This window comes from Rhizobium sp. PAMB 3182 (genome assembly GCF_052908355.1).
The window spans coordinates 1645552-1661787 of sequence record NZ_CM128607.1 but is presented as its reverse complement, the minus strand read 5'-3'; the positions used below and the strand labels follow the sequence as shown (position 1 = coordinate 1661787).

Annotated in this window: 10 protein-coding genes; 8 read left to right on the top strand and 2 right to left on the bottom strand. The window is 65.2% G+C overall.

Features of this window, described 5'->3' with window-relative positions:
- Positions 1-3 precede the first annotated feature (3 nt).
- The 7 genes from ACU5AZ_RS08225 to ACU5AZ_RS08195 all read left to right on the top strand — a co-directional run bounded on the left by ACU5AZ_RS08225 (position 4) and on the right by ACU5AZ_RS08195 (position 9810).
- Positions 4-1911: an O-linked N-acetylglucosamine transferase, SPINDLY family protein gene (locus tag ACU5AZ_RS08225; protein ID WP_446825517.1), complete on the top strand. Its 1908-nt coding sequence runs from the start codon at positions 4-6 to the stop codon at positions 1909-1911.
- A 59-nt stretch (positions 1912-1970) separates the two neighbouring features.
- Positions 1971-3899: an O-linked N-acetylglucosamine transferase, SPINDLY family protein gene (locus ACU5AZ_RS08220; RefSeq protein WP_446825516.1), complete on the top strand. Its 1929-nt coding sequence runs from the start codon at positions 1971-1973 to the stop codon at positions 3897-3899.
- A 111-nt stretch (positions 3900-4010) separates the two neighbouring features.
- Positions 4011-5129 carry a class I SAM-dependent methyltransferase gene (locus ACU5AZ_RS08215; protein WP_446825515.1) on the top strand — a complete coding sequence of 373 codons (1119 nt, stop codon included), beginning with the start codon at positions 4011-4013 and terminating at the stop codon, positions 5127-5129.
- A 2-nt stretch (positions 5130-5131) separates the two neighbouring features.
- Positions 5132-5983 (top strand): TrmH family RNA methyltransferase, encoded by an 852-nt coding sequence (locus ACU5AZ_RS08210; RefSeq protein WP_446825514.1) that lies wholly within the window; start codon positions 5132-5134, stop codon positions 5981-5983.
- The gene (lspA, locus tag ACU5AZ_RS08205) at positions 5980-6471 is read left to right on the top strand and encodes a signal peptidase II (RefSeq protein ID WP_446825513.1); all 492 of its coding nucleotides are present in this window, start codon (positions 5980-5982) and stop codon (positions 6469-6471) included. The genes ACU5AZ_RS08210 and lspA overlap by 4 nt, the downstream gene beginning before the upstream one ends.
- Before the next feature lie 159 nt (positions 6472-6630).
- Positions 6631-8841 carry an ATP-binding protein gene (locus ACU5AZ_RS08200; RefSeq protein ID WP_446825512.1) on the top strand — a complete coding sequence of 737 codons (2211 nt, stop codon included), beginning with the start codon at positions 6631-6633 and terminating at the stop codon, positions 8839-8841.
- A 90-nt stretch (positions 8842-8931) separates the two neighbouring features.
- Positions 8932-9810, top strand: coding sequence for a GNAT family N-acetyltransferase (locus ACU5AZ_RS08195; RefSeq protein WP_446825511.1), 879 nt, complete (start codon positions 8932-8934; stop codon positions 9808-9810).
- Positions 9811-9819: 9 nt separating this feature from the next.
- Here ACU5AZ_RS08195 and ACU5AZ_RS08190 read toward each other — a convergent pair whose 3' ends face one another.
- Both ACU5AZ_RS08190 and ACU5AZ_RS08185 read right to left on the bottom strand, forming a co-directional pair.
- Positions 9820-10833, bottom strand: coding sequence for a glutathione S-transferase family protein (locus ACU5AZ_RS08190; RefSeq protein WP_446825953.1), 1014 nt, complete (start codon positions 10831-10833; stop codon positions 9820-9822).
- A 186-nt stretch (positions 10834-11019) separates the two neighbouring features.
- Positions 11020-13305 carry an NADP-dependent malic enzyme gene (locus ACU5AZ_RS08185; RefSeq protein ID WP_446825510.1) on the bottom strand — a complete coding sequence of 762 codons (2286 nt, stop codon included), beginning with the start codon at positions 13303-13305 and terminating at the stop codon, positions 11020-11022.
- Between the two features lie 212 nt (positions 13306-13517).
- Here ACU5AZ_RS08185 and mutS point away from each other — a divergent pair, with 212 nt between their 5' ends.
- Positions 13518-16169, top strand: a complete 2652-nt coding sequence (gene mutS / locus ACU5AZ_RS08180; RefSeq protein ID WP_446825952.1) for a DNA mismatch repair protein MutS — start codon at positions 13518-13520, stop codon at positions 16167-16169.
- The last annotated feature ends 67 nt before the right edge of the window (positions 16170-16236 follow it).

The following is a 16236-nucleotide window of genomic DNA, read 5'->3' as shown; positions in this document are numbered from 1 at the left end:
GATATGACGGACAATCCGCCGATGGCGGCAAAGGCGCTGGCTGACTACCGCGCTGGCGATTTTGCCGGCGCGGCCGATGCGGCGGGTGCGGCTCTTCAATCCGCCGATGCGAACGCCCGGCCGATGCTCCTCGTCATCCTCGCCAATGCCAGCCTGAAGCTCGGCCGCCGGCAGGCCGCCGCCGATGCCTTCGTACGGGCGGCCGAGATCCTTCCCGACAAGCGCGCCGAATTTCTGAAATTCGCCGCCAATCTGTTCTTCGACGAGGGACGGTTCGAGGCGATGGCGGCGATTGCCGCCGAGGTCGGGGCGGCGAACCGTGACGACAAGCCGCTGCTCGCCAAGCTCGCCTCGGCGCTGAAGCACGCGGGACGGCTGGCCGACGCCGCGCCCTTCATCGCCGACCTGGACCTGGAAAGGCCGCAGCAGTTCATGCTGCTCGGCGAGTTCGAGCAGGCGCTCGGCGATCCGGCCGGCTTCTACCGGTTCCTGAAAGACGCCTGCCGGGCGCGGCCGGACAACATTCCGCTCAACAGCGTGCGCTATGCACGGGCGAGGGCGATCTGCGACTTTGCGGCCCTCGATGAATTCGATGCGGTCGCGACGGGCGACGGACCGCGCGCCCGCGCGTTTCGGGAATACGAGCTGGCGCTGATCCGCCTGACGCGGACCGACGACGAGCGCGCGCATGCGCGGCCCTCCTTCGATACGCTGGTCATGCACCGGACCGATCCGGACGACATTCCGCGCAATCGCCGGCAGCCGTCCGCCGTCGGCGAAAAGATCCGCGTCGGTTACCTCTCCAACGACTTCTTCGGTCACGCGACCATGCGCCTGTTCGAGGAGGTGCTGCTCGGCCACGACCGCGAACGCTTCGATATCCGGCTGTTCTGCTATACGGGCAAGGAGGCCGCCCGCTATCAGGAACGCTGGCCGGCGGTGCTGCGGGATGAGGTGGTTTCCGTCCGGGACCTGGGCGACGCGGAGGCGGCGGCTTTGATCGATCGCGAGGGCACCGACATTCTCATCGATCTCAAGGGTTTCACGCTTGGCGCCCGGCTCGGCATTCTCAACCGCTCCGACGCGCCGGTGAAGGCGACCTATCTCGGCTATCCCGGACCGCTGACAGGAATGGACGTCGACTATGCGATCACCGATCCGATCGTGACGCCGGACGAAAGCCGGTCCGTCTATCGGGAAAAGCTCTGCCGCCTGCCGGACACCTACCAGTCGAACGGCAGCCGCAACCGGCCACGACCTGCTCCCGTCACCCGCGCCGAACTGGGATTACCGGCGGACCGGTTCGTTTTCGGGTCGTTCAACGCGGTCCACAAGATCACCCATGCGACGCTGCGGCTCTGGGCGGACATCCTGCGGCGCGTGCCGGATGCGCTGCTCTTCATGCTCTGCAACGATCCGCTGGCGCGGGGTTACATTGCGGATGCCTTCGGGCGCGAGGGGATTGGCCAAGATCGGCTGATCTTCTTCGCGAACGTTGCGTACGAGGCCTATCTCGGCCGCATCGCCGCTGTCCACCTGGCGCTCGACACGCATCCCTATAATGGCCACACGACAACGTCCGATATCCTGTGGGCCGGAACGCCGCTGGTGACGTTCAAGGGCAGGAGTTTCGCTTCGCGGGTCTCGGAAAGCCTGCTTGAGGCGATCGGTCTGCCGGAGCTGGTAGCGAAAGACGCGGCGGGCTTTTGTGATCTGGCTGCGGAGCTGGCGGGTGATGCGGCGCGCCTGACGACGATCCGCGAGCGGATTGCGACCAACCGTCCGACGGCCCCGCTCTTCGATACCGATCGCTTCACCCGGCATCTGGAGCACGGTTATGAGATGATGATGGAGCGCGCCCGTGCGGGGTTGCCGCCGGACCACATCGATGTGCCGAAACTTGCGCGGTGACGGTCGCGACCTTTAACTAGTCCAGGGGGCATGATGCAAAGCTCGGATCGAAATACGCGATGAAACAGGCTCCATCCGGCATGGCGACTGCGCTCGCCGCCTATCAGGCCGGCCGCTTTGCTGACGCGGTAGAGGCGGCCGAGGGAGCGCTCGCGCGTGCCGACATCAAGACACGGCAGAACCTTCTGGTTATTCTCGCCAATAGCAATCTGAAGCTCGGGCGGAAGGTCGCGGCCGCCGAGGCATTTGTCAGCGCTGCGGCGGCGATCGCCGACAAGCGGGCGCTCTTCCTGCAGTTTGCCGTCAACCTGTTTGCGGATGAGGGGCAGCATGCCCGGATTGCCGCAATCGCCGCGGACGCCGCGCGTCTTCATCGTGGCGATCCGGCCTTCCTTTACCGGCTTGCCATGGCCTGCAAGTTGGCAGGCGCGCTCGCCGAGGCCGAAAGCTTCATTGCCGATCTCGACCTCGCCAATCCGCAGCATTTTGCCCTTCTCGCCGATTTCGAGACGGCGATCGGGGATGCCGATCGCTTCTATCTGTTCCTTGCCGAAGCCTGCCGCACGCGGCCGCAGAGCCTGCCCTTGAACAGTCTGCGCTATGCACGGGCGATCAATGTCGCGGACCTGGACGCGACGGCGGAATTCAGTGCGCTCCAGAGCCGCAACGATGCGGCGGCGGAGGCGCTCTGCCGCAACGAACTGGCCTGGTCGCGGCTGATGCGCACCGACGACGAACGCGTCCACGCGCTGCCGTCCTACGATACGCTGGGCCTGCACCGCATCGAGCCGCAGGATATTCCTGCGCGAAGGCGGACGCCTTCGAAGGCCGGCGAAAAGATCAGGATCGGTTATCTCTCCAACGACTTCCATTGGCATGCGACGATGATCCTGTTCGAGGAGGTCATGCAGGCGCACGACCGCGAGCGCTTCGAGATCACGCTGTTCTGCTACACCGACGCGGCAGACGCGGACTACCAGAGGCGCTGGCCGGCATGGATGCGCGATGCGGTGGTGCAAGTGCGCGCCATGACGGATGCCGAGGCGGCCCGGTGCATCGCGGCGCATGGCATCGACATTCTCGTCGACCTGAAGGGTTTCACCACCGGCGCCCGGCTCGGCATCTTGAACCGCTCCGACGCCCCGGTGAAGGCGACCTATCTCGGCTATCCGGGATCGCTGACCGGCATGGACGTCGATTATGCCATCACCGATCCGATCGTCACGCCGGACACGAGCAAGCCCTTTTACACCGAGCGCCTGTGCCGCCTGCCTGAGACCTATCAGGCGAATGGCAGCCGTAACCGCCCGAAGCCGCTGGCCCTCACGCGCGACGATCTCGGACTGCCGAACGACAGGCTGGTGTTCGGCTCGTTCAACTCGCCGGCCAAGATCACCATGACCACGCTGAACCTCTGGGCGGATATTTTGCGCCGCGTCCCGGATTCCGTCTTCTGCTTGCTGTGCCGGGAAGGCCTGCCGCGGGAAAATCTGGCGAAGGTGTTCGCCAGTCGTGGCGTGGCCGCAGAGCGGCTGATCTTCTTTTCCGGCGAAGCGTATGACCGCTACCTGTCGCGCATCGCCGCCGTCGATCTCGCGCTCGATGCCTATCCCTGCAACGGCCATACGACGACCTCGGACATCCTCTGGGCCGGCACGCCGCTGGTGACGTTCAAGGGAGGCAGTTTCGCCTCCCGGGTCTCCGAAAGCCTGCTGACGGCCGTCGGGCTTCCGGACCTCGTGGCGGAGGACGCTGCCGGGTTCGCCGATCTCGCCGTGGCGCTGGCCGGCGATCGGGAACGCCTGGCCGATATCCGTGCGCGGCTTGCGGCAAACCGGGTGAGTGCGCCGCTCTTCGATACCGAGCGCTTCACCCGGCATCTGGAGCGCGCCTATGAGATGATGATCGAACGGGCCCGCGCCTGTCTTGGCCCGGAACACATCGACGTGCCCGCTCTGCCGGCGCGGGGCGGCACCTTTCTCGTCTGATGGATGGTCCCGGCGCTGGAAACCTCTTGCGCCTTCCCTTATGTACGGCTTCCCTATATTGACGAACGAAAGCAACAGCCACGGGCCGGATGGTCCGGAGAGACAGGTGACGTGAAGAACAGGCAGCGCAGGACCGACGGTGGCAAGCCCTTTGCCAAGGGCGCCGGCACGAAGAACCCGGGCGGAAAGCCGCCGAAGCCGAAGCGCGAGCGCGCTGCGGACCGGCCGCAGGCGGCCAGGGCAAATGTTGCCGAAAGCCCGCGTTCCGAGCAGAAGGAGACGGTGACCGTCGAGCGCCTGCCGCTTCTTTCGGGCGAGCGCCCGGCCGAACGCCTGCCGGTCATCCTCGAAAGCGCCGCGTCCGGCGACTTCCATCTGATCGACAGCGGCTACGGGCTGAAGCTGGAACAATACGGCCCCTACCGCATCGTGCGGCCGGAAGCGCAGGCGCTGTGGCCGCCGGCATTGCCTGCGCATGTCTGGGAGAACGCCGACGCCATTTTCACCGGCGATACGGACGAAGACGGCATGGGCCGCTGGCGTTTTCCGCGCGAGGCGCTCGGCGAGACCTGGCCGCTGAAGGTGCTGGACGTCGATTTCCTCGGCCGCTTCACGTCCTTCCGCCATGTCGGCGTGTTCCCCGAGCAGATCGCCCACTGGTCGTGGATGAAGGACGCGATCGAGGCCGCCAAGCGGCCGGTCAAGATCCTGAATCTGTTCGGTTATACCGGTGTCGCGTCGCTGGTCGCCGCCTCCGCCGGCGCCGAAGTCACCCATGTCGACGCCTCGAAGAAGGCGATCGGCTGGGCGCGCGAAAACCAGACGCTCTCGCGCATGGACAGGTTGCCGATCCGCTGGATCTGCGAGGACGCGATGAAGTTTGTCGAGCGCGAGGGACGGCGCGGCAACCGCTATGACATCATCCTGACCGATCCGCCGAAATTCGGCCGCGGCCCGGCGGGCGAGGTCTGGCACCTGTTCGACCATTTGCCGCACATGCTGGCCGGCTGCCGCGAAATCCTGGCGCCGAAGGCGATCGGCCTGGTGCTGACGGCCTACTCCATCCGGGCGAGCTTCTATTCCATGCATGAACTGATGCGCGAAACCATGCGCGGCAGGGGCGGCGTGGTGGAATCGGGCGAGCTCGTCATCCGTGAGGCGGGCCTCGACGGCAAATCGCAGGGCCGTGCCCTTTCGACCTCACTCTTCAGCCGCTGGGTGCCGAAATGACCATGAACCACGATCACGACCGCCGCCGCGTCGGCCAGGTCAAGGAAGTCACCAGCCTTTCCAATCCGATCGTCAAGGACATCAAGGCGCTCGCCCAGAAGAAGGAGCGCGACGCGACGAAGACCTTCCTCGCCGAAGGCCTGAAGCTGATCATCGACGCGATCGAACTCGGCTGGACCATCCGCACGCTGGTCTATGCCAAGGCGGCCAAGGGCAAGCCGGCGGTCGAGCAGGTGGCGGCAAAGACGGTCGCGACCGGCGGGCTGGTGCTCGAAGTCTCGGAAAAGGTGATGTCCTCCATCACCCGGCGCGACAATCCGCAGATGGTCGCCGGCGTCTTCGAGCAGCGCTGGCTGCCGCTGGCCAGGGTGAAGCCGCAGGCTGGAGAGACCTGGGTGGCGCTCGATCGGGTGCGCGATCCCGGCAATCTCGGCACCATCATCCGCACGGCCGATGCTTCCGGCGCCTCGGGCGTCATCTTGGTCGGCGAGACGACTGATCCCTTCTCGATGGAAACGGTTCGCGCCACCATGGGCTCCGTCTTCGCCATGCCGCTGATCCGCGCAACAGTGGACGAATTCATCGCCTGGAAGAAGACGGCGGGCGTCAGCGTGGTTGCCACGCATCTCGCTGGCGCGGTCGACTACCGGACCATCGACTACCGCAAGAAGCCGGTCGTCCTGTTGATGGGCAACGAGCAATCCGGCCTACCCGACGAGCTGGCAAGCGAGGCTGATGCGCTCGCCCGCATTCCGCAGCAGGGCAGGGCCGACAGCCTCAATCTCGCCGTCGCCACCGCCGTCATGCTGTTCGAGGCCCGCCGCCACCTCCTGACGCTGGACGGCGGCGCATGACGCAGACATCCGGCTTCCTGCGCAATCCCGTCGCGATCATTCTCTTCATCGTGCTGGCGGTCGCCGCAGACCAGGCGGTCAAGATCGCCGTCGACCATTACCTGCCGTTCCAACAGGCGGTGCCGGTGATGCCCATGCTGGCGCTCTACCGCACCTACAATCTCGGCGTCGCCTTCTCGATGCTGTCCGGCATGGAAGGCTGGTTCATCGTCGGCATGCGGCTTGCCATCGTCGCCTTCGTCATCTGGCTCTGGCGACGCACCGATCCCGACCGGCATTTCGCCCATGTCGGCTTCGCCATGATCATCGCCGGGGCGCTCGGCAATCTCTTCGACCGTTTCCTCTACGGCCATGTGATCGACTATGTTCTGTTTTACACATCGACGTGGTCGTTTGCCGTTTTCAACCTTGCGGACAGCTTCATCACCATCGGCGCCGTGCTCGTCGTCATCGATGAATTCCTCGGTTCCAAAGCGCAAAAACCCTAAAAATTTAGTGTTTCGACAAAACGATTCGGAAGAAGTGTATGCTACTCAGGTTGCATGAGTGAATTTGCGCGCAGCCTGAGAACCGATAAGGATATCCTGTCCGTCTCTTCGAAATCCGAAGCAGCGGAGGCGTCGGCTGGCGTGGAGGTAAGGCCTGCCATGAAGACTGATCCGAAGCCCGCGTCGAAACAAAATGGTGGCAGCATGGCCCGCCTGCTTCTTCGTATCTGGCTCGGTGGCGGCGGACTGGCAGCGGTGGCGCTGCTGTTCAGCGCGGCCGGCGGCCCTGCCGGCTGGATGGTGCTCGGCATCATGACCGCAGGAATCGTCTTCATCATCGTCCAGCTGGCGCTGGCGCCCGTCGATTACGGCACGGCCAAGGCCGATACGGCAACCGACGAGCTGTCGCGGCTGGTCGAGGAGGCCGATCACGATCGCTCCTGGGCGGATGCCGAACGCAGCGTCCGCCTGGCCGCGATCCATGACGACCTCGGCGACATCGCGCTCAGCCGCGATTCCGACCGGCGCATCATTGACGCCAACCAGACCTTCCGCCGCCTGACCGATTGCGATGAGCCGGAGGGAAAGACCTGCCGCGAGCTCGGCCTGATCTTCAACCCCTCGACGGTGCCCAACCGCTTCGAGGTCGAAATCACCGGTCCCGCCGGCAAGCGTCTCTTCATCTGGCACGACATTACCGTGCGCGACCCTTCGAGCGGGCAGCTGATCATCAGCAGCGTCGGCCGCGACGTTACCGACGAACGCCGGCTGATGCGGGCGCAGGAAGAGGCGCGGCTGAAGGCGGAACAGTCGAATGCCGCCAAGTCGCGGCTGCTGGCGACCGTCAGCCATGAAATCCGCACGCCGCTGTCGGGCATCATCGGCATGAGCCAGCTTCTGGAGGAAGCGCCGCTGACGCCGGCCCAGCGCAACTATCTCGAAGGCATCCGCCAGTCCGGCGACACGCTGGTCAAGCTGGTCGAGGACCTGCTCGACTTCTCCGCCATGGAGGCCGGCCGCTTCGAGCTGAGGCAGAAGCCGGTGGCGCTGCGCAAGCTGGTCGAGGGCGTCTCCGAAATGCTGTCGCACCGTGCCCATGACAAGGGCATCGAGATTGCCACCTCGATCGCGGCCGACGTTCCCGCCATCCTCGAATGCGACGAGGCCCGCCTGCAGCAGGTTCTCTACAATGTCATCGGCAATGCGGTGAAGTTCACCGTCAAGGGTGGTGTGCAGATCCGCGCGAGCCGCGAGGGCGACATGGCCGTCATTTCGGTGATCGACACCGGGCCGGGCATGACCGAGGACGAGGAGCGCCGCGTGTTCGGCGAATTCGAACAGGCCGGCAACAGCGAGGAAAAGAGCGCCGGGTCCGGCCTCGGTCTGGCGATATCGCTGCGCATCATGAAGGCCTTCGGCGGAGACCTGAAGGTCGCGAGCATCAAGGGCAAGGGATCGACCTTCCGCATCCTGTTTCCGATCCGGTCCGAGGAGCGCGAGGACGTGGTGGCCGCCCGCCGCCAGGCGCTGGCCGAAACGAGCGTGCTGATCATCGCGCCGAAGGGCCCTGCCGAGACCGCGCTTGCCGCGACGATCACGACGCTGGGGGGCTCCTGCTCCAGTGCCGCCGGCATCGATGCCGCGATGGAGATCATCAGCGGCGGTCGCGCCTTCACCGACGTCATCGTCGACAACCGGCTGGCCGATGCCTTCAATGCCCGGATGCCGCAGCATCTGCACGAGAACGGCCAGTCGCCGCGCCGGATCCTGCTCGTCAATCCGGAAGAGCGCAATGCCGCCGGCTTCGGCGCGTTCGACGCCTGGCTCATCCGGCCGCTGCGCGAACAGTCGCTGATCGACGTGCTCCTGGGCCGCATGCGCGGCGTCGAGCGGCGCGAGGCGATCAACGACAACGCCCGCAAATACGAGTTCAACCTGCCGAAGCTGTCGGCACCGGCGGGCAGCGGCCTGAAGGTGCTGCTCGGCGAGGACGATCCGGTCAACGTCATGCTGGTGCGCGCTGTCCTCGAGAAGTCCGGCCATACGGTCGATGTCTGCGGCGATTTCGAAGCCATGATGGCCGCGCTTTGCGGCGATGATGCCGACCGCCCGGACATGATCGTCACCGACCTTCACATGCCCGGCGGACATGGTCTCGAGATCCTGCCGAAGATCCGCGAGCGCGAACTGGGCCTCGGCTCCGATCCGATGCCGATCATCGTGCTCACCGGCGACAAACGCGACGACATCCACCGCCAGGCGCTGATTGCCGGCGCCAACCGCGTGCTGACGAAGCCGCTCGACCCGGCAGGACTGCTGGCCGAGATCAGCGCATTGTCCAAGGCAAAGCCGGCCGCGCGCAAAGCCTGATCCGCCGCTTCACAGGGTTGTCATGCTGCTGTAGTACAGCCATGATTTAAGCGCGCTCGAACTTTTCAGGCGAACACAAGGCGATTCGCAATGACAACCAATGTTGCCGACCGGCCTGGTCTCGATCTCATCACGGAACGGGCATCCATCGTCCGTCCCGGCTCTGATGCGAAGCTGCTCGGACGCATCGGCAGCCTGGAAACGCGGCTCGCCCGCACGGCGTCCGAAATCGACGCTGCCCAGGCCGTGCGCTACCGGGTCTTCGTGGAGGAGATGCGGGCGAAGCTCGACCCCGAGGCAGAACGCCGCAAGCGTGACTTCGATGCCTTCGACCTGATCTGCGACCATCTGCTGGTGCTCGACCGCTCGCTGGAAGGCGATACCGAGGACCAGATCGTCGGCACCTACCGGCTGATGCGCCAGGAAGTCGCAGAGGCTCATGGCGGCTTCTACTCGGCCTCCGAATTCGACGTCGACGGGCTGATCGCGCGCCATCCGGGCAAGCGCTTCATGGAGCTTGGCCGCTCCTGCGTGCTGCCGGCCTACCGCACCAAGCGCACCGTCGAGCTTCTGTGGCAGGGCAACTGGGCTTATGCGCTGCGTTACGGCGTCGATGCCATGTTCGGCTGCGCCTCGTTCCCCGGCGTCCATCCGGAGGCGCACGCACTGGCGCTCTCCTTCCTGCATCACAATGTCAGCGCCACCGGCGAATGGCATGTCGAGGCCCTGCCGCACCTCAAGCGCGACATGGACCTGATGCCGGCGGAAGCCGTCAATGCCCGCCGGGCGATGATGGCACTGCCGCCGCTGATCAAGGGCTATCTGCGGCTCGGCGCCATGACCGGTTCCGGCGCCGTCGTCGACCAGGCGTTCAATACCACCGACGTGCTGATCGTCCTGCCGATTTCCTCGATCTCCGATCGCTACATCAACTATTACGGCGCCGACGCCGGCCGCTTCGCCAGCTAAGACGAACCGTTACGCGGCCTTCGGCGCGTGCCGCCAGATACCGCTTCCTGCCAGCACTTCCCGTCCATGCGGTCCGTCGAAGGACTGTTCCGGTCCGAGCGGCACGATGCCGGTCGGATTGATGTGGCGGATGCCGTAATAGCCGGCCTTGATGTGATCGATCTGCACGGTTTCGGCGACGCCGGGCCACTGGTGGATTTCCCGCACATAACCCGAAAGGGCAGGATAATCGGCCAGCCGGCGGGTGTTGCACTTGAAGGCGCCGTGATAGGCGGCGTCGAAGCGGATCAGGGTCACGAACAGCCGGATATCGGCCTCCGTCAGCCATTGTCCGGCGATGTAGCGGTTCTTGCCGAGATGCGCCTCCAGCGTGTCGAGCGTCCCGAACACATCCCCGACAGCGGCCTCGTAGGCGGCCTGCGTTTTCGCAAAGCCCGCCCGGTAGACGCCGTTGTTCAGCGTGTCGTAGATCAGCGCGTTCCAGCGGTCGATCTCGGCGCGGAGCGGTTCCGGATAGAAATCCTGGCGGTCGCCGGTCATCCCGTCGAAGGCGGTGTTGAGAATGCGGATGATGTCCGCGGATTCGTTGTTGACGATCACGCCGTTCTTGCGGTCCCAGAGGACCGGAACCGAAACCTTGCCCGAATAGTGTTGGTCGCTGGCCGTGTAGAGCTGATGCAGGAAGCTGATCGGTTTCAGCGTCGGGCCTGCGTCCTGTGGCTCGGCAAATTCCCAGCCATTGTCGCCGATGCGCGGCTCGGCGACGGAAAGGCGGATAATGTCCTTCAGGCCCTTCAGGCTGCGCATCATCAGCGTGCGCGACGCCCAGGGGCAGAGATAGGAGACGAACAGCTGGTAGCGGCCGGGCTCGGCGATAAGGCCGAGCTGCCCGTCCGGACCGGAAGCGCCGTCGGCGGTGATCCAGTTGCGGAACTTCGTCGGCTCGCGGTGGAAGCTGCCATTCTTCATTTCATTGGCGGCAACGTCGTCGTTCACCCATTTGCCATCGATCAGCTGCGGCATGGTCATCACATCCTTCGGTCTCGTTTGCTGGCCGGAAGATAGACCCTCACGCGCGCTCTGGCAGCCCGCTGAATGTTCGACAGAGCGTTTACCGTCTGCGTCGGCTGGCCAGCGGCTGACGGCGGCGCAACGGAAAAGGGGAGGCGCCGTGCCTCCCCTTCGCATTCCGGATCAGGGACGAACGCCTTACGTTCCCGAGGTATAGGCCGCGATCGCCGCCATGTTGACGATGTCGGAATCCTTGGCGCCCATGGAGGTGATCTGCACCGACTTGTCGAGGCCGGTGAGGATCGGGCCGATGACGGTCGAGCCGCCGAGTTCCTGCAGCATCTTGGTCGAGATCGACGCCGAGTGGAACGCCGGCATGATCAGGACGTTGGCCGTGCCGGACAGGCGGCAGAACGGATACTGCTCCTGGATGCGCGGATTGAGCGCGACGTCGGCGGCCATTTCCCCGTCATATTCGAAATCGACGCGACGCTTGTCGAGAAGCTTGACCGCCTCGCGCACTCGTTCGGCACGCTCGCCGGTCGGATGGCCGAAGGTCGAATAGGCAAGGAAGGCGACGCGCGGCGTATAGCCCATGCGGCGCGCCATGTTGGCGGCCTCGATGGCGATGTCGGCAAGCTCCTCCGAGGTCGGCATGTCGTGGACCGCGGTGTCGGCGACGAAGACCGTCCGGCCGCGGCAGACGGCGACGCTGACGCCGATCACCCGGTGGCCGGGCTTCGGATCGATGCAGCGGCGGACATCCTCGAAGGCCGTGTAGTAGTTGCGCGTCGTGCCGGTGACCATCGCGTCGGCATCGCCGAGCGCCACCATGCACGAGGCGAAGTGGTTGCGGTCGTTGTTGATCAGCCGCTGGCAGTCGCGGTGCAGGAAGCCCTGGCGCTGCAGGCGCTGGTAGAGATATTCGGTATAGGCCTCGACCCGGTCCGACAGGCGGGCGTTGACGATCTCGATCCCAGCGCGGTTGAGTTCGATGCCGGCCTTTTCGGCCGTCTCGCGCATCTGTTCATCGCGGCCGAGAAGGATGGCGGTGCCGAGTTCCTGGTTGGCGTAGGAGACGGCGGCGCGCATGACCTGCTCTTCCTCGCCCTCGGCGAAGACGACGCGCTTCGGCCGGCGCTTGACACGCTCGTAGAGCGACTGCAGCGTCGAGGCGATCGGATTGCGCCGCGCCGACAGTTCCTGGGCATAGGCTTCGAGATCGGTAATCTCACGGCCGGCGACGCCGGACTCCATCGCTGCCTTGGCGACCGCCACGGGAATGGTCGAGATCAGGCGCGGGTCGAATGGGACGGGGATGATGTATTGCGAGCCGAAGCGCGGACGGCTGCCCTGATAGGCGGCGGCGACATCGTCCGGCACATCCTCACGGGCAAGCTCGGCGATCGCCTGGGCGGCGGCGATCTTCATGTGGTCGTTGATCGTCGAGGCCCTGACATCGAGCGCGCCGCGGAAGATGTAGGGGAAGCCGAGGACGTTGTTGACCTGGTTGGGATAGTCCGAGCGGCCGGTCGCCATGATCGCGTCGTCGCGGATTCGGGCGACCTCTTCCGGCGTGATTTCCGGGTCCGGATTGGCCATGGCGAAAATGATCGGCTTCGGGGCCATCGAGCGGATCATGTCGGCGGTGAACGCGCCCTTCTGCGACAGGCCTAACACCACGTCGGCGCCTTCCATGGCTTCCGCCAGCGTGCGCCGGTCGGTCTTGACCGCATGCGCCGACTTCCACTGGTTCATGCCTTCCTCGCGGCCCTGGTAGATGACGCCCTTGGTGTCGCAGAGGATGACGTTGGCCGGATTGAAGCCCATCGACTTGATGAGCTCGACGCAGGCGATCGCCGCAGCACCCGCACCGTTGCAGACCAGCCTGGTGGTCTTGAAGTCGCGGCCGGTTAGTTCGATCGCATTGATGAGGCCGGCCGCGGCGATGATCGCCGTGCCGTGCTGGTCGTCGTGGAAGACGGGGATGTCCATGACTTCCCGCAACCGCTGCTCGATGATGAAGCATTCCGGCGCCTTGATGTCCTCCAGGTTGATGCCGCCGAAGGAGGGGCCGAGGAAGCGCACGCAGTTGATGAATTCCTCCGGGTTCTCGGTATCGACCTCGAGGTCGATGGAATCGACGTCGGCGAAGCGCTTGAAGAGCACCGACTTGCCTTCCATCACCGGCTTGGCGGCGAGCGCGCCGAGATTGCCGAGGCCGAGAATGGCCGTGCCGTTGGTGATGACCGCCACCATGTTGCCGCGCGTCGTGTAATCGTAGGCGCATGCCGGATTTTCGGCGATCGCCTTCACCGGAACGGCGACGCCCGGCGAATAGGCGAGCGACAGGTCGCGCTGTGTCGCCATCGCCTTGGTCGGAGTGATCTCCAGCTTGCCGGGGCGGCCCTGCGAATGGAAATCGAGCGCCTCCTGCTCGGTGATCGAGGACATCGGTCGATTGGCCTTGTCGGTTGCGGGCATGTTTCCTCCAGCTTGTTGTGGGCAGCCACCGGGTTAGGGCGGTTTGTTATTGTCTTCCCGTTTCCCGCAAAGCTAATGTCACTCCACTTTTCCCGCAAGAACGCAAATTCTGTTTTAAAGCGAACAACGTGACGGGCATCCGCATATCTGAAGTTGAGAAATTGTCGGCCGAGGTTCTTGTCTCGGACGAGAGCCGCGCATCGGCGACGCCGATGATGGAACAGTATATCGAGATCAAGGCCAACAATCCGGACTCGCTGCTGTTCTACCGCATGGGCGATTTCTACGAGCTGTTCTTCCAGGACGCGGAAGAGGCGTCGCGCGCGCTCGGCATCACGCTCACCAAGCGCGGCCAGCATATGGGCGTCGATATCCCCATGTGCGGTGTGCCGGTGCATGCCGCCGACGACTATCTGCAGAAGCTGATCTCCAAGGGTTTCCGCGTCGCCGTCTGCGAGCAGGTTGAAGATCCGGCAGAGGCCAAGAAGCGCGGCTCGAAATCCGTCGTGCGCCGCGATGTCGTGCGTCTCGTCACGCCCGGAACGCTGACGGAAGAAAAGCTGCTGTCGCCATCGGAATCGAACTACCTGATGGCGCTTACCCGCATTCGCGGCGCCGGCGGCGATATGGCGCTGGCCTGGATCGACATTTCGACGGGCGTGTTCCGGCTGGCCGAGACCGATGCCGCGCGGCTGCTTGCCGATATCCTGCGCATCGATCCGCGCGAGCTGATCCTGCCAGATACGCTCTTCCATGATCCGGAGCTGCGCTCGGTGTTCGACGTGCTCGGCAAGGTCGCGGTGCCGCAGCCGCCGGTGCTGTTCGACAGTGCCACGGCGGAGGGACGCATCGCCCGCTATTTCGGCGTCAAGACGCTCGACGGCTTCGGCGGTTTCTCGCGCGCCGAAATGGCTGCCGCCGCCGCTGCGGTCGCCTATGTCGAGAAGACGCAGATCTCCGAACGGCCGGCGCTCGGCATCCCGGAGCGGGAAGCCGCTGCCTCGACGCTGTTCATCGATCCGGCCACGCGCGCCAACCTGGAGCTCGCCAAGACGCTGTCCGGCGATCGCAACGGCTCGCTCTTGAAAGCCATCGACCGTACCGTCACCGGCGGCGGGGCGCGCATGATCGCCGAACGGCTGATGTCGCCGCTGACCGATCCCGACGCGATCAACCGGCGGCTCGATTCGATCTCCTACCTGCTTGGCCGGCAGGCTTTGACCGACGATATCCGTATGGCGCTCAAACATGTGCCGGACATGCCGCGCGCGCTCTCCCGCCTGGCGCTCGACCGCGGCGGGCCGCGTGATCTCGGCGCTGTGCGCCAGGGCATCGAGGCCGCCCGCACGATTGCCCTGCGCCTTGCCGCCGACCTCCCGCTGACGGAGGAGCTTTCGGCGGCGCTCGACGGGCTGAAGGCACTGCCGACCGAGCTCGAGGCCATGCTGGGCGCGACCCTCTCCGATGAACTGCCGCTCCTGAAGCGCGACGGCGGCTTCCTGCGGCCCGGCGCCAATGCCGAGCTCGACGAGGTGAGGGCGCTGCGCGACGAGAGCCGCCGGGTGATCGCCGGCCTGCAGCTGCAATATGCGGAAGAGACCGGCATCAAGTCGCTGAAGATCAAGCACAACAACGTGCTCGGCTATTTCATCGAGGTCACCGCCGGCAATTCCGGGACGATGACCGGCACCGACGACGCGAAGGGCCGCTTCATCCATCGCCAGACGATGGCGAGCGCCATGCGGTTCACGACGACGGAGCTCTCCGATCTCGAAAGCCGTATTGCGAACGCCGCCGGCCGGGCGCTGGAGATCGAACTCGAAGCCTTCGAGGCGATGAAGGCCGCCGTCGTGGCGCAAGCCGAGGCGATCAAGGCCGGCGCACGGGCGCTCTCGGTGCTCGATGTTGCGGCCGCGCTTGCCGTGCTTGCCGAAGAGCAGGGCTATTGCCGGCCGCATGTCGACGGCTCGAAGGAGTTCGCCATCGTCGCCGGCCGCCATCCGGTCGTCGAGCAGGCGTTGCGCCGCCAGTCCGAACATCCCTTCGTCGCCAACAATTGCGACCTGTCGCCGGAAAGCGGCGGCGATTTCGGTGCGATCTGGCTGCTGACCGGTCCGAACATGGGCGGCAAGTCGACCTTCCTGCGCCAGAACGCGCTGATCGCCGTCATGGCCCAGATGGGTTCCTTCGTGCCGGCCGGTTCCGCCTCGATCGGCGTCGTCGACCGCCTGTTCTCGCGCGTCGGCGCCTCCGACGATCTCGCCCGCGGACGTTCCACCTTCATGGTCGAGATGGTCGAGACGGCGGCGATCCTCAACCAGGCGACCGACCGCTCGCTGGTCATCCTCGACGAGATCGGCCGCGGCACGGCGACCTTCGACGGCCTGTCGATCGCCTGGGCGGCGGTCGAGCACCTGCATGAGGTCAATCGCTGCCGCGGCCTGTTCGCCACCCATTTCCACGAGTTGACGGTGCTGTCGGAAAAGCTCGGGCGGCTGTCGAATGCGACGATGCGGGTGAAGGAATGGGACGGCGACGTGATCTTCCTGCACGAGGTCGGCCCCGGAGCCGCGGACCGTTCCTACGGCATCCAGGTCGCCCGCCTCGCCGGGCTGCCGGCGGCCGTCGTCTCGCGGGCCCGCGAGGTCCTGACCATGCTGGAGGACGCCGACCGCAAGAACCCTGCCCATCAGCTGATCGACGACCTGCCGCTCTTCCAGGTGGCGGTCCGGCGCGACGAGCAGTCAAAAGCGAAGACGTCCGCCGTCGAGGAGGCCTTGAAGGCGATCAATCCGGACGATATGACACCGCGTGACGCGCTCGACGCGCTCTATGCCTTGAAGAAACGACTTGGAAATCCTTGATACTTATAGTCGCGACGCGGATGCGCGACAGGGAGTTTGAGGGCCAATGCAGGCGAGACATTCCGGC

Coding starts and splice junctions, on each gene's coding strand:
- ACU5AZ_RS08200 (WP_446825512.1), top strand. CDS start 6,631: ATGAAGACTGATCCGAAGCCCGCGTCGAAACAAAATGGTGGCAGCATG.
- ACU5AZ_RS08190 (WP_446825953.1), bottom strand. CDS start 10,833: ATGCCGCAGCTGATCGATGGCAAATGGGTGAACGACGACGTTGCCGCC.
- lspA (WP_446825513.1), top strand. CDS start 5,980: ATGACGCAGACATCCGGCTTCCTGCGCAATCCCGTCGCGATCATTCTC.
- mutS (WP_446825952.1), top strand. CDS start 13,518: ATGATGGAACAGTATATCGAGATCAAGGCCAACAATCCGGACTCGCTG.
- ACU5AZ_RS08185 (WP_446825510.1), bottom strand. CDS start 13,305: ATGCCCGCAACCGACAAGGCCAATCGACCGATGTCCTCGATCACCGAG.
- ACU5AZ_RS08220 (WP_446825516.1), top strand. CDS start 1,971: ATGAAACAGGCTCCATCCGGCATGGCGACTGCGCTCGCCGCCTATCAG.
- ACU5AZ_RS08225 (WP_446825517.1), top strand. CDS start 4: ATGACGGACAATCCGCCGATGGCGGCAAAGGCGCTGGCTGACTACCGC.
- ACU5AZ_RS08195 (WP_446825511.1), top strand. CDS start 8,932: ATGACAACCAATGTTGCCGACCGGCCTGGTCTCGATCTCATCACGGAA.
- ACU5AZ_RS08210 (WP_446825514.1), top strand. CDS start 5,132: ATGAACCACGATCACGACCGCCGCCGCGTCGGCCAGGTCAAGGAAGTC.